14 protein-coding genes are annotated in these 13160 nt (G+C 73.7%); 8 read left to right on the top strand and 6 right to left on the bottom strand.

Annotated elements, in window-relative coordinates; translation table 11 throughout:
* Positions 1-85 precede the first annotated feature (85 nt).
* The gene (locus ACFV6E_RS04015) at positions 86-1291 is read left to right on the top strand and encodes a GDSL-type esterase/lipase family protein (RefSeq protein WP_385459264.1); all 1206 of its coding nucleotides are present in this window, start codon (positions 86-88) and stop codon (positions 1289-1291) included.
* A 16-nt stretch (positions 1292-1307) separates the two neighbouring features.
* Here the strand turns inward: ACFV6E_RS04015 and ACFV6E_RS04020 are convergent, their stop codons facing one another.
* Positions 1308-2570, bottom strand: a complete 1263-nt coding sequence (locus ACFV6E_RS04020; RefSeq protein WP_385459431.1) for a PP2C family protein-serine/threonine phosphatase — start codon at positions 2568-2570, stop codon at positions 1308-1310.
* Positions 2571-2854: 284 nt separating this feature from the next.
* Between ACFV6E_RS04020 and ACFV6E_RS04025 the strand changes: the two genes are divergently transcribed.
* The 5 genes from ACFV6E_RS04025 to ACFV6E_RS04045 all read left to right on the top strand — a co-directional run bounded on the left by ACFV6E_RS04025 (position 2855) and on the right by ACFV6E_RS04045 (position 5872).
* Positions 2855-3040, top strand: a complete 186-nt coding sequence (locus ACFV6E_RS04025; protein ID WP_385174120.1) for a hypothetical protein — start codon at positions 2855-2857, stop codon at positions 3038-3040.
* The gene (locus ACFV6E_RS04030; RefSeq protein ID WP_385174123.1) at positions 3037-3348 is read left to right on the top strand and encodes a type II toxin-antitoxin system PemK/MazF family toxin; all 312 of its coding nucleotides are present in this window, start codon (positions 3037-3039) and stop codon (positions 3346-3348) included. The genes ACFV6E_RS04025 and ACFV6E_RS04030 overlap by 4 nt, the downstream gene beginning before the upstream one ends.
* A gap of 73 nt (positions 3349-3421) precedes the next feature.
* On the top strand, positions 3422-4225 hold the full coding sequence (locus ACFV6E_RS04035; RefSeq protein WP_385174126.1) for an alpha/beta fold hydrolase: 804 nt from the start codon (positions 3422-3424) through the stop codon (positions 4223-4225).
* Positions 4222-5505, top strand: a complete 1284-nt coding sequence (locus ACFV6E_RS04040) for a PP2C family protein-serine/threonine phosphatase (RefSeq protein WP_385174129.1) — start codon at positions 4222-4224, stop codon at positions 5503-5505. The genes ACFV6E_RS04035 and ACFV6E_RS04040 overlap by 4 nt, the downstream gene beginning before the upstream one ends.
* A gap of 1 nt (position 5506) precedes the next feature.
* Positions 5507-5872 carry an STAS domain-containing protein gene (locus ACFV6E_RS04045; protein ID WP_385174132.1) on the top strand — a complete coding sequence of 122 codons (366 nt, stop codon included), beginning with the start codon at positions 5507-5509 and terminating at the stop codon, positions 5870-5872.
* A gap of 43 nt (positions 5873-5915) precedes the next feature.
* Here ACFV6E_RS04045 and ACFV6E_RS04050 read toward each other — a convergent pair whose 3' ends face one another.
* The gene (locus ACFV6E_RS04050) at positions 5916-7889 is read right to left on the bottom strand and encodes a heavy metal translocating P-type ATPase (RefSeq protein ID WP_385459266.1); all 1974 of its coding nucleotides are present in this window, start codon (positions 7887-7889) and stop codon (positions 5916-5918) included.
* A 118-nt stretch (positions 7890-8007) separates the two neighbouring features.
* Between ACFV6E_RS04050 and ACFV6E_RS04055 the strand changes: the two genes are divergently transcribed.
* Positions 8008-8445 (top strand): ArsR/SmtB family transcription factor, encoded by a 438-nt coding sequence (locus ACFV6E_RS04055; RefSeq protein WP_385174138.1) that lies wholly within the window; start codon positions 8008-8010, stop codon positions 8443-8445.
* Between the two features lie 325 nt (positions 8446-8770).
* Here ACFV6E_RS04055 and ACFV6E_RS04060 read toward each other — a convergent pair whose 3' ends face one another.
* The 4 genes from ACFV6E_RS04060 to ACFV6E_RS04075 all read right to left on the bottom strand — a co-directional run bounded on the left by ACFV6E_RS04060 (position 8771) and on the right by ACFV6E_RS04075 (position 12257).
* A complete protein-coding gene (locus ACFV6E_RS04060; RefSeq protein WP_385459245.1) occupies positions 8771-8962 on the bottom strand; it encodes a hypothetical protein in 192 nt (63 codons plus the stop codon).
* 267 nt (positions 8963-9229) lie between these two features.
* Positions 9230-10117, bottom strand: a complete 888-nt coding sequence (locus ACFV6E_RS04065; RefSeq protein WP_385459268.1) for an NAD(P)-dependent oxidoreductase — start codon at positions 10115-10117, stop codon at positions 9230-9232.
* Positions 10118-10179: 62 nt separating this feature from the next.
* Positions 10180-11322, bottom strand: a complete 1143-nt coding sequence (locus tag ACFV6E_RS04070) for an acyltransferase family protein (RefSeq protein ID WP_385175607.1) — start codon at positions 11320-11322, stop codon at positions 10180-10182.
* 359 nt (positions 11323-11681) lie between these two features.
* Positions 11682-12257 carry a TerD family protein gene (locus tag ACFV6E_RS04075; protein ID WP_385175610.1) on the bottom strand — a complete coding sequence of 192 codons (576 nt, stop codon included), beginning with the start codon at positions 12255-12257 and terminating at the stop codon, positions 11682-11684.
* A gap of 221 nt (positions 12258-12478) precedes the next feature.
* On the opposite strand from ACFV6E_RS04075, the gene ACFV6E_RS04080 reads away from it, so the two are divergent.
* Positions 12479-13120 carry a hypothetical protein gene (locus tag ACFV6E_RS04080; protein ID WP_385459270.1) on the top strand — a complete coding sequence of 214 codons (642 nt, stop codon included), beginning with the start codon at positions 12479-12481 and terminating at the stop codon, positions 13118-13120.
* The last annotated feature ends 40 nt before the right edge of the window (positions 13121-13160 follow it).

Genomic DNA, 13160 nt, shown 5'->3' on the forward strand with positions numbered 1-13160 from the left:
GTCCCCGGCCGCCCCGAAGCGGCGCCGCGTCCCTCCGGGGCCCGGCACGCGGACCGCTCCACCCATCGATCAACAGGTTGAGGCAATGCACACCACCGAGCACGACTGGATCAACACACCCATCACCGCGGACCTCCTGCGCGGCGCCCTCGACCTGGAACGCACCGCACACGGGCTCCTGCCGCACCGGCTGCCCGCCCGGGCCCGCGCCCAGAACACCGACGGACAGCTCGCCATGGCGGAGTCCCAGCCCTCCGGCGTACGGCTGGTCCTGCGTACCCGTGCCACCGCCCTCGAACTGGACACCCTGCCCACCAAGCGCGAGTACGTCGGCGCACCGCCCCGTCCGGACGGCCTGTACGACCTGCTCGTCGACGGCCGCCCGGCCGGTCAGGGCTCGGTGCGCGGCGGCAACGTCCTGACCGTCGACATGACCGCGGGGTCCTTCGAGGTCCGGCCGGGCCCGCCCGGCACCCTCCGCTTCACCGGACTGCCCGGCCGGGTCAAGGACGTGGAGATCTGGCTGCCGCACGACGAGAGAACGGAACTCGTCGCCCTGCGGACCGACGCCCCGGTCGAGCCGGTGCCCGACCGGGGCCGCCCGGTGTGGCTGCACCACGGCAGCTCGATCAGCCACGGGTCCGACGCGGCGAGCCCCACCGCCACCTGGCCGGCGCTCGCCGCCGCACTCGGCGGCGCCGAGCTGGTCAACCTGGGGCTGGGCGGGGGCGCCCTGCTCGACCCGTTCACCGCACGGGCGATGCGGGACACCCCGGCCGACTTGATCAGCGTCAAGATCGGCATCAACCTGGTCAACCACGACCTCATGCGGATGCGTGCGTTCAACCCGGCCGTACACGGTTTCCTGGACACCGTCCGCGAAGGTCATCCCACCGCGCCCCTGCTGGTCGTCTCGCCGATCCTGTGCCCGATCCACGAGGACACGCCGGGGCCGAGCATGCCCGACCTCGCCTCGCCGGCCACCGGCCGGCTGCGCTTCACGGCCGCGGGCGACCCGGCCGAGCGCGCGAGCGGGAAACTGACCCTGAACGCCGTACGGGAGGAGCTGGCGCGCATCGTCGCGCAGCGGGCGGACGAGGACCCGAACCTGCACTACCTCGACGGCCGCGACCTGTACGGCGAGGCCGACCACGCCGAACTGCCGCTGCCGGACTCGCTCCACCCGGACGCCGCCGCCCACCGCCGGATCGGCGAACGCTTCGCCGGGCGGGTGTTCACCGCCGGTGGCGCCTTCGCGGACCGCGCCGCCTCCGCGGGCCGGGGCGTCTGACCCGTCCCGGGCCGGGTCAGCGGGACGGATCGCGCTGGGGCTGGCGGGCGTCGGCCACGGGCAGCCCGGCGAGCGGTGCGGCCCGGCCGGCCGAACCGGCCGGACCGAGCCATTCGCACAGCAGCATGGTGGCGTCGTCCTGAAGCCGTCCGCCGTGGTGCTTCAGCAGGGCGCGGGTCAGCCGGCGCAAGGTCTCGGGGACGGACAGCCCGTCGGCGTGATGGCGGATCAGGAAGTCGGTGAAGCGGTCGAGACCGAACTCGGGCCCGCCGGGCCGCCGGGCCTCGGTGATGCCGTCGGTGTAGAAGACGACACGGTCACCGGGCTCCAGCTGCTCCCTGCACACCTGGGTGGGCAGGTGCAGATCGGCGCCCATGGGGTGGGACGGCGGGCACCGCAGCAGGGTGGCCCACCGTCCGCCGCGGATCACCAGCGGCGGGTGGTGGCCCCGGTTGGCCCAGCACAGGACGCCGGTGGCGGTGTCGAGTTCGGCCAGGACGCCGGTGACGTAGCGGCTGGGCCCGAACTGTTCGAGCAGCAGCTCCTCGATCGCGTCGCCGAGGTCCTCCAGGCGGGTGCCCTGGCGCCGGTGGTTGCGGCAGGCGCCCAGCGCGAGATTGGCGGTGATGCCCGCCGAGGTGTTGTGGCCCATGGCGTCGAAGACCGCCAGATGGACGGTGTCGGCGGCCAGGGCGTAGTCGTAGGCGTCGCCGCTGACCTCGTAGGCGGGCTCCATCACGGCGCCGATGACGACGCGGGGGTCGGCGTAGGTGCTCGGCGGCATCAGGGTCCACTGCATCTCCGCGGCGACGTTCATCGGCCGCAGCCGGGTCAGCCGGGCGTAGGTGTCGCTGGTGTCCCGGTTGCCGACCACGAGCATGGCGACCAGCGAGGCCAGGGTGATCATGTCCTGCCGGGTCGCGGTGGAGTCCGAGGGCGTGGCCACGTGCAGCACGCCGAGCCGATCGGTGCCGTCGAGCAGTGGCACCCACCAGCCGTAGGACTCGTCGCTCGGGCGGTCGGCGGCGGGCACCAGCTGGCCGTACTGGTAGGCGCGGCCCGCGACGGTGCCCTCCACGGGCAGCTCCGCCTTGCCCTGCGGCAGATTGCCCGCGCTGTCGGTGCCGAGTCCGGTGAGCAGACGCAGCACATCGCGTTGCAGGTCCCCGAGGTAGATCAGCACATTGTGGAAACCGGCCGCCACGGCGTGTTCGGCCACCCGCGCGGGCAGCCGTTCGAAGGGCATCACATGGCTTTCGGCCAGGAGCCCTTCCAGCATGCGCCGTACCCCGTCGTCACAGTCGGCCACGAGTGCCTCCTCGAAGTCCGTCGCCGGGCCGTCCGTCCGGCCCGGCCCTCCACCCTCTACCCGCTCATCCCCGTGGCACCGCGCCCGCTGCCGCCATTGGGCCCACCTGCCGGAACCGGCGGTGCGATCCGGCCACCGGCGGCCCGGGTCATCGCCGCCGGACGACCGGGCGCGGCAAGGGACACGCCGTCGTGCACGCCCATCACTGAGGAACCGCTGGCCCCGGCTCCACTCCTGCCACTACTTTTGACGTCATGAGTGCCATCACCGTCCGCATTCCCGACAGCATGGACAAACCGCTGCGCGACGCCGCCGCCGCGTCCCCCTCGTTGAACGACTACATCCTCAAGGCCGTGCGCAGACAGATGACGCTCGACGCCGCCCGCAGGCTGGCGGCGCTCGAACCGCTCAGTCTCGACGGCGAGGGCGACGCCCTGTGACCGTCCGCAAGGGCGACATCTGGGACGTCGACACCGGCAAGGGCACCCGTACCGTCCTCGTCGTCAGCCTCGACGGACTGGCCGACGCCTACGGGGCCGTGGTCGCCCTGGTGCTGCACGCGCCGGCGGCCCACCCGGACACCGCGATGAGTGTGCGTCTGACCTCCCCGGTCGACGCCTCCGTGGTCGCCGTGAACCTCCTCCAGCTCGCCGCGTCCCGTTTCGAGACGGGCACCCGCATCGGCACCATCGGGCCCGAGCAGCAGGAGCTCGTCGACAACGCGCTCCGCGCGGTCCTCGACCTCTGAGCAGCGGTGATCGCGGGGCCGCCGAAGGGCGCCGACGGGCGAGCGCGGCGGCGATGGGACAATGGACCCCATCATGCACACGCTGCGCAGGAACAACGTGACAATCACCGGACGCGAGGGCGCTCCGGTGCTGATGCTGGCGCACGGCTTCGGCTGCGACCAGAACATGTGGCGTCTCGTCGTCCCCGCGCTGGCGGAGGAATTCCGCGTGGTGCTCTTCGACTACGTGGGCTCGGGCCGCTCGGACCTGTCGGCGTGGCACGAGGACCGCTACGCCTCGCTGCACGGCTACGCCCGCGACGCGGTGGAGATCTGCGAGGAGCTGGACCTGCGGGACATGGTGTTCGTGGGGCACTCGGTCAGCGCCATGGTCGGCGTGCTCGCCGCCGCGGCCGCTCCGGAGCGGTTCTCCGCCCTGGTCATGATCGGCCCCTCGCCGCGCTACATCGACGAGGAGGGCTACCGGGGCGGCTTCGACGCCTCCGACATCGAGGAACTGCTCGACTCCCTGGAGTCCAACTACCTGGGCTGGTCGGCGACGATGGCCCCGGTCATCATGGGCAACCCGGACCGGCCCGAACTCGGCGCCGAGCTGACCAACAGCTTCTGCGCCACCGACCCGGCGGTGGCCCGCGTCTTCGCCCGCACCACCTTCCTGTCCGACAGCCGCGACGACCTGAGGACGGTGACCGTCCCGACGCTGGTCCTCGAATGCGAGCAGGACGTCATCGCGCCCCGCGAGGTCGGCGCCTACGTGCACGCGGCGATCCCCGGCAGCCGCCTCGTCACCCTCGCCGCGACCGGCCACTGCCCGCAGCTCAGCGCCCCCGAGGCCACCGCCGCGGAGATAGCCGCCTTCGTCCGGACCCTGGCGTGACGGGCGCCGCGGGCCCGGGGCCCGACCGCCCGGAGAACGACAGGGCCAGCACGGACGCCGCCTTCACCGCCCTGCTCGAGGACAGCGCCGAGGATCTGTACGAGTCCGCGCCCTGCGGGTACCTCTCCACCCTCCTCGACGGCACCGTCGCCAGGATCAACACCACCCTGCTGACCTGGCTCGGCCTGACCCGCGAGGACGTGGTGGGGCGGCTGCGCTTCACCGACCTGATGACGGTGGGCGGCAAGCTCTACCACGAGACCCACTTCGCGCCCTTGCTGCGGATGCAGGGCAGCATCAGCGGCATCGCCCTCGACCTGAAGGCGACGGACGGCACCCGGCTGCCCGTCCTCGTCACCTCCAAGGTCAAGACGACCAGCGAGGGCCGGCCCATGCTGGTGCGCACCACGGTCTTCGACGCCCGCGACCGGCGCGCCTACGAGCAGGAACTGCTGCGCGAGCGGCAGGCGGCCGAGGAGGCCCGCCGGCAGGCGGAGGCCGACCGCAGACAGCTCCAGCAGGCGCTGGCCGTCCTCCAGCAGAGCCTGCTGCCCGCCGCGCTGCCGGACGTACCGGGCATGGAGGTCGGCTCCTACTACCACACCGCCTCCGCGGACCGGCTCGGCGGCGACTTCTACGACCTGTTCCCGCTCGACGGCAAACGCTGGGCCTTCTTCCTCGGCGACGTCTGCGGCAAGGGCCCCGAGGCCGCCGCCGTCACCTCGCTGACCCGCTACACCCTGCGCGCGGCTGCCCTGCACGACCCCGATCCGGTGGCCGCGCTGACCACCCTCAACACCGTCCTGCACGAGCGGTACACCGGCGGCGACCCGCGCTACTGCACCGCGATCTTCGGAGTCCTCGAACCGCAGGGCGACACGGTCGGCGTCCACCTCGCCTCCGGCGGACACCCGCCGGCCCTGCTGCTGCGCGCCGACGGCCGGGCCGACTACCTGCCCACCCCCGGCGGTCTGCTGGTCGGCATCCTGCCGGGCGCCGCCTTCACCGCCGCCCACGCCACCCTCCGACCCGGCGACACCCTCCTGCTCTACAGCGACGGCCTCACCGAGGCCCGCATCGGCGAGAGCCGCGAGCTGTACGGCGACGACGCCCTGCGCGGGTTCGCCGCCTCCCTCGCGCCCGCCGGCCCGCACCGGCTGATCGACGCCCTGACCGGGCTGCTGAACAGCTTCGGTGACGGCCTGGACGACGACACCGCCCTGCTGGCCCTCGGCGTCCCGCCCCTTTCGACCCCCTACCGCCCCGCCATGGACGACTGACATGAGCCCGCTGACGATCACCATCCAAGACGCCCGCACCGGTCCCGTACTGGAAGTCGCCGGCGACCTCGACTACGACACCGCCGCCGACCTGCGCCGGGCGGTGGAGTCGCTCGCCCTCACCGCGGGCCGGCTCCTCGTCCTGGACCTGGGCGGCCTCGACTTCTGCGACTCCAGCGGCCTGACCGCCCTGATCGTCGCCCGCAACCACGCCCTCGCCGCGCAGGCGGACATCGCCCTGGCCGCGGTGCCCGCCAACACGGCCCGCGTCCTCGGCATCGTCGGCCTCGACCAGGTCTTCGCCATCCACCCGGACGCCGCCGGCGCCACCGCCGCGGCGTCCGGACCCCGGGCCGCGAGCGGCTGACCGGCGGCCGGCCGACCCCTGGGCGGGTACGGGCACCTGCCCCTCACCCGGCGTCGCGCGCCCGCTCCCAGGCGGCCTCGCGCAGCAGCCGGAGGCCGTTGAGCCCGACGAGCACGGTCGAACCCTCGTGCCCGGCGACGCCGAGCGGCAGCGGCAGCGTGCCGATCAGGTCCCAGGCGGCCAGCACGACGATGAACGCGCCCGCCAGGACCAGGTTCTGCACGACGAGCCGGCGCGCGGCGCGGGAGAGCCGTACGACCGCGGGCACCGCGGCCAGTTCGTCCCGCACCACGACCGCGTCGGCCGTCTCCAGGGCGAGGTCGGAGCCCGCCCGGCCCATGGCGACGCCGGTGTGCGCGGCGGCCAGCGCGGGGGCGTCGTTGACACCGTCACCGACCATGAGCACCCGGCGCCCGGCCAACTGGAGTCCGTGCACGGCGGCCACCTTGTCCTCGGGCAGCAGCCCCGCCCGTACGTCGGTGATGCCGCTCCCGGCCGCCTGCGGTGCGGCGGCGCGCTCGTTGTCGCCCGTGAGCAGCAGCGGCGCGGCGCCGGTCAGCGCGGTCAGCGCCGACACGGCCGCGGCGGCGTCCGGGCGCAGCTCGTCGGCGATGCCGAGCACTCCGGCGGGCCGGCCGTCGGCCAGTACGAGCACGGCGGTGCGCCCGGCCGCCCGGACCTCGTCCACCAGGTCCCGCACCCCGGCGGAGCCGGCGCCCGGGCGGTCCAGCAGCCGGGCGGGGGAGCCGGCCTCGATCACCCGGCCCCGTACGGTGGCCCTGACCCCGCGGCCCGGGGCGGCGGTGAAGTCCTCGGCGGCCGGCAGGGACAGCCGGCGGGCGTGGGCCGCCGCCACGACGGCGCGGGCCAGCGGATGCTCGCTCGGGTGCTCGGCCGCGGCCGCCAGGGTCAGCAGCTCGTCCTCGGTGAGACCGCTGCCGGGCAGGGCGTGCAGATCGGTGAGGCGGGGCGTGCCCTGCGTGAGGGTGCCGGTCTTGTCCAGGGCGACGGTGTCGACGTGGCCGAGGCGTTCCATGACGACCGCCGACTTCACCAGTACGCCGTGGCGCCCGGCGTTGGCGATGGCGGACAGCAGCGGCGGCATCGTGGCCAGGACGACCGCGCACGGCGAGGCGACGATCATGAACGTCATCGCGCGCAGCAGCGTCGGCCGCAGCTCGGCGCCGAGGGCCAGCGGTACCGCGAACAGCGCCAGCGTGGCCGCGACCATGACCACCGAGTAGCGCCGCTCGACCTTCTCGATGAAGAGCTGCGTGGGGGCCTTGGTGCCGGACGCCTCCGCCACCATCCGCACGATCCGCGCGATGACGGAGTCGGCGGGGTCGCGGCGCACCCGCACCCGCAGCGCCCCGGTGCCGTTGACGGTGCCCGCGAACACCTCGTCGCCCGGCTCCTTGGCGACCGGCAGCGGCTCGCCGGTGATGGTGGCCTGGTCCACCTCGCTCTCGCCGCCGACCACTTGCCCGTCCGCGCCGATCCGCTCCCCGGGCCGTACGAGCAGGAGGTCGCCGACCGCGAGCGAGTCGGCCGCCACCGTTTCCTCGGTGCCGTCGTCGAGCAGCCGCGTGGCCGTGGCCGGGGCCAGGTCCAGCAGACCGCGCACCGAGTCCGCGGTCCGTGCGGTGGCCAGCGCCTCCAGGGCGCCGGAGGTCGCGAAGATGACGATCAGCAGCGCCCCGTCGAGGACCTGCCCGATCGCGGCGGCGCCGACGGCCGCGACGACCATCAGCAGGTCGACGTCGAGCGTCTTCTCGCGCAGCGCCCGCAGGCCCTCCAGGGCCGGCTCCCAGCCGCCGGCGACACAGGCGGCCGCGTACAGCGGACCCCAGGTCCAGGCAGGGGCGTCCAGCAGGTGCGGCGGGAGCGCGAGCAGGAAGAGCACCAGGGAGGCGAGGGCCCAGCGGGCCTCCGGCAGCGCCAGCACGCGGGTGCGGCGGCGGGGCGCGCCGGCCGTCGCGGCGGGCGGGGACGGGGCGGGGGTCACGGTGGTGGCCATGGCGGCACGGGTCCTTCGGCGCGTCAGAGGTCAGGGCTGCTGCACGCGAGGTGCGGACCCACCGTACAGGAACGATTGAACATCCATTCATGTGTGGCTGGTCCGTAGGATGGTGTCCATGGGCCATGGAGCGAACACCCCCGACAGCGGCGCGGCTTCACCACGTGTCCGCCTCACCCCGGAGACGGCGCCCCAGGTGGCCGCCACGCTCCAGGCCCTGTCGACGCCGTCCCGGCTGCTGATCCTCGCCCGGCTGCGCGAGGGCCCGTGCGCGGCCACCGAACTGGCCACCGCGGTCGGCATGGAACAGTCCGCCTGCTCCCACCAGTTGCGGCTGCTGCGCAACCTCGGGCTCGTCACCGGCACCCGCCGCGGCCGCTCGGTGGTCTACGCGCTGCACGACAACCACGTGGCGGCCCTCCTCGACCAGGCCCTGTACCACGTGGAGCACCTGCGCCTCGGCATCGCCGACGCGGAGGAGGCGGACGGGGCGGCGGGCGGCACCGTCCCGGCCCCGGGCGCCGCCGTGCCCGCCGGCGCGGGCGACGCGCCGTAGCGGACGGCCGGGCCGCCCCCGGCGGCGAGTGGCGGGCCTCACACCCCGCACCGGGTCCGGCCTGGAACAACGGCGGAAGCTTGGCCGTTACAACAGACGTGGGTACGGAGGGGACAGTGTCCCCGGGCCTCACCTATTGCCCATGGGGAAGATCGTTCGGCTGAAGCCCCATGGAGCCTTTCGCCGCGAAGGCGACCGCCCTTCGTGCCCACACCGCACACCACCCCGGGCCGGTGCTTCCCCCGCGCCGCCCTGGGGTCCCCGCCCCGGCCAGGTCCCCCGCCCGGCCGGGGCACTTTTCTGCCTCCGGCCGTGTGGTGGTGTGTCAGGTGGTGCTGGTGGCCATGTGTTGCTGGAAGGCTTTCATGCAGGGCAGGCAGTGGCGGTCGGTGGTGTCCTGGGCGGTGTTGGTGGGGTTGAGTGGTTGGCCGCACAGGGCGTGGTTGGTGCCACGGGCGATGACGTGCCAGGCGAGGCCGGGGCCCGTGGGGTCGGTGCCGGTTCGCATTTCGTACATGGTCGGCTCCCCACGATCGGTGGCTGGTCCTTCGATGACAGCACGGGGCGGGGCTCTGGCCATTGAGGTGATAGCCCGTTCGGTGGAATCACGGACCGTGGCGTGTCGCCCGACCGCCCGCCGTCCACGGCTCTGAACGGTCAGCCGGGCATTACGGTGGGACACGAAGACCTCCGGTGCGGTGCAGTCCTAGACAGCTCCACCACACCGGAGGTCTTCTCCATGATCAAGACCCGTTCGTGTCAACAACGCTCGTGATCAATACACCTAGTCGTCGAAACTCGCGAAGTACGCGGCGGCCATGTCCTCGTCGCCGTGGCCCTGGGCGGCGGCGCGGCGGAACCGTTCCGCGCCCGCGGCGGCCACGTCGAGACGGACGCCGTGCTGCCGGCCCGCCTCGACGATCAGCCGGGCGTCCTTCTCGGCGGTGGCGACCGCGAAGCTGGCCGGCGTCAGCCGGTCCTCCAGGACCAGCGCGGCCTTGGCGCGCAGATACCCCATGTCGAGCGGCCCGCCGGCGATGGCGTCGAAGAAGCTCTGCGGATCCACGCCCAGGGCCTTTGCCAGGGACAGCGCCTCGCCGGTCGCGCTGGTCGCCGCGATGACCCAGCTGTTGGCCACCAGCTTCAGCCGGGTGGCGCTGCCCGCCGCGCCGTCGTCCCCGGTCCACACGGTGCGCGCGCCGACCGCGTCGAAGACCGGCTGCACCGTCCTGCGCTCCTGCTCGGGACCCGCGGCGAGCACCAGCAACTGCCCGGCCTCGGCCGGCTCGCGGGTGCCGAGGACCGGAGCGTCGTAGAAGGCCAGCCGGTGTTCGCGGGCGAACGCGGCCAGTTCGCCGACGGCCTCGACGCCCGCGGTCGTCGACTGCGCCCAGACGGTCCCGGGACGCAGCTCCGGCGCGGCCTGCCGCATCACCTCGAGCGCGGCGGGACCGTCGTACAGCATGGTCAGTACGACATCGGCGTCCCGTACGGCGTCGGCCGGGGTGTCGGCGATCCGCGCGCCGTCCGCGGCCAGCGGCTCGGCCTTCTCCCGGGTGCGGTTCCAGGCGCTGACGGTGTGTCCGGCGCGGGTCAGGTTGCGGGCCATCGCGGCCCCCATGATGCCGGTGCCCAGGACGCTCACGGTGAGCTGGTCGGTCATGACGTCCACCTTCTGTTCGTACGACGGCGCTGTGCGGCAGACAGTGTGCCGCACAGCGCTCCGCCGGGACGTCACGCGGCGCGCCGGGCGCCGTCCGTCCTGGCTCTGAACGCCCATTTCAGCTCGGGTTCCATCGCGAAGCGGAAGGCGCGCTGCACGGGCGGGGTGCACAGCACGGTGATCACCGTCATGGCGATCAGGGTGACGGCGATCTCTCCGGCCGGCCGGTGCAGCCAGTCGTGGTCGTACCAGTGCCAGAAGCGCGAGCCCTTGGCGAGGAAGCCGTGCAGCAGATAGCCGTACAGGGTGCCCGCGCCCAGGGCGGTGAACCAGGTCGCCCGGCCCGGCACCCAGGCGAAGAAACAGGCGACCAGGAGCACGGAGCAGCCGAACAGGGCCAGGGTCATCACCGCGCCGGTCCAGCCGGGGGCGGCGAGTTCCTGGGCGCTGTCGCGGCGGTAGAACCAGGCGGCGTTCATCTGCGGCGCCGCCCAGTAGGCGACGGCGAGGGCCGCGGCGGCCACGGGCACGGACAGGACGCGGACCGTCCGGCGGCGCACGAGCTGGAAGTGCCGGGGCTCCAGGCACAGGCCGAGCACGAAGAACGGCAGGAATTGCAGGACCCGCTGGAGATCGAGGTCGTCACCGATGTCGGGGGAGACGGAGGCGAGCACGGCGATCGCCAGCGCCAGGGGCAGCGGCCAGCGCACCGCCTTCCACAGCGGGGTGGTGAGCCGCCAGATGAACAGGGCCGCCAGGAACCAGGTCAGATACCAGGGGTCGAGCAGGCTGATCGGGTGACTCGGGTCGTCGTTGGCCCACCGCTTGAACAGCGAGTACGCCACCTCGAAGACCACGTACGGGACGGCGACCCCGGTCACCAGGCGCCTGATCCGGGCGGGGCTCGCGTCGAAACTGCGCGAGAAGTAGCCGGAGATGACGATGAACGCCGGCATGTGGAAGGTGTAGACGGTGAGGTAGAGCGCGGCGGCGGCGCGGCTGTCACCGCGCAGCGGCTCCCAGGCGTGCCCCATCGCCACCAGCACGATCGCCAGGTACTTGGCGTTGTCGAAGAACGCGTCCCGTTGTCTGGGCCGTCGCGGTGCCCCCTGCGCCGAGGGTGCCGTGCTCCCGGCGGTGCCCGTGGGGGAGGGCGTGTCCGGGGCCGGCGGCGGTGTCCCGGCGTCGTTCGCGCGGCGCACGGTCCCGCTCATGCGTCCTCCCGCGGAATTCGCCCGGAATCAGTGGCGCGAACGGAACCCGTGGCGCGAAAACCGCGTCTTACGGGGAATGTGGGGGCGGTGAGACTGGGGGGCATCCAAGCACCGTAGTCATGTGCCGGCGGGGACGTAAACCCGTTCCGTACCGGCGTTGTACGTGTCACAGGGCGGGGACAGGACGCGGACAGGGCGCGCGCGGAAAAGCCTGCCGCCCGCATGCGATTGGGTGGACACGCGGGCGGCAGGGGAGGGTCCCGCCGCCCGTCCCCGAAGGGGGGAACCGCGCGGACGGGTGGCGGGGGATCAGCGGCGCCGTCGCAGCGCGGCGGCGCGGTCGGGCCGGTGAGGCGCCGTCAGACACCGACTCCGAAGTCGGCGGCGATGCCGGCCAGTCCCGAGGCGTAGCCCTGGCCGACCGCGCGGAACTTCCACTCGGCGCCGTGCCGGTACAGCTCGCCGAAGACCATCGCGGTCTCGCTCGCGGCGTCCTCGGACAGGTCGTAGCGGGCGAGTTCGGCGCCGCCCGCCTGGTTCACCACCCGGATGTAGGCGTTGCGGACCTGGCCGAAGCTCTGACCGCGCAGGTCCGCCTCGTGGATGGAGACCGGGAAGACGATTCTGTCGACCTCGGCCGGTACGGCCGCGAGGTCCACCTTGACGGTCTCGTCGTCGCCCTCGCCCTCGCCGGTCAGGTTGTCGCCGGTGTGCTCGACCGAACCGTCCGGGCTCTTGAGGTTGTTGTAGAAGACGAAGTGCTGGTCGGAGAGGACCTTGCCGGAGTCGCCGAGCAGCAGCGCGGAGGCGTCGAGGTCGTAGTCGGTGCCCGTGGTGGTGCGCACGTCCCAGCCCAGGCCGACCAGGACGGCGGTGAGGCCCGGTGCCTCCTTGCTGAGCGAGACATTGCCGCCCTTGGACAGGGAAACTCCCACGCTGCTCTCCTCATCGACGCGTGCGTCCGAACGGGCCCGCAGTGCGAACCCCCGTGGCTCGAATCTACAGCACTGTAGAAGTTGGCGGGCACCCGGGAGACGGCGGCGCGGCGGGCCGGTGGAGTACCCGGTGGTCTTGGCGGACGGGAGAGCGGGGTACACATGACAGTGCGCGTACGTCGCGCGCACCATCTCTCTTCTCTTCCGAAGGACTGCCGGCATTGGATCTCGCGTACACCGAAACGCCCCCGACCCGCCGTCCGGGGCGGATCTGGACGGTCCGGGTGACCGGCCACAGTGACCGCACCGCCTCCGTGGCGTGCTCCTCGCCCTGCGGCATGCCGCCGCGCTCCCGGGACCTCGCCGCGCTGCGCCGGTTCGCCGAGGCGCACGTGGCGGCCCACGCCCGCGCCGCCACCGTCCACCCGGACGCCGCCTGCGCCTGCCGTCAGGCGCAGTGCTCCACGCACGAGGGCACCCAGGTGCACTGCGCCGGTACCGTGCTGCTCGTGATGCGCCACGACCCGGCCGTCGGCCAGGTCTGGACGCTGTCCGAGGTGTGCGCCGCGTGCGCCCCGCTGATGACGCACGCCCGGATCGTCGGACGCGCCGTGCCCCGCTCGCGTCCCGCCGCCGCCCCGGCAGCCGCCACGGGCGCGCCGGAAGCCGGTACGGGCGCACCGGACGTTGGTGCCGGAGCGGCGCCGGGCGCGGCGGCGCCCGTGCCGGGCGGCTTCAGCGCACCGCCGGGTCCCGGCTTCGGCGGCGGTGACACGGCCCCCGTCCCCGCGCGGCGCCGCGCCCGCGGACGCAGGCACGAACCGGCCCAGCCGCGGCGCAGGGGCCGCCGCGGCAGGGCGTAGCGGACGCCCCGCCGGGCCGGCGCGCGTCACCGGCCGCGGG

The organism is Streptomyces sp. NPDC059785 (assembly GCF_042732375.1).
Lineage (GTDB): Bacteria > Actinomycetota > Actinomycetes > Streptomycetales > Streptomycetaceae > Streptomyces.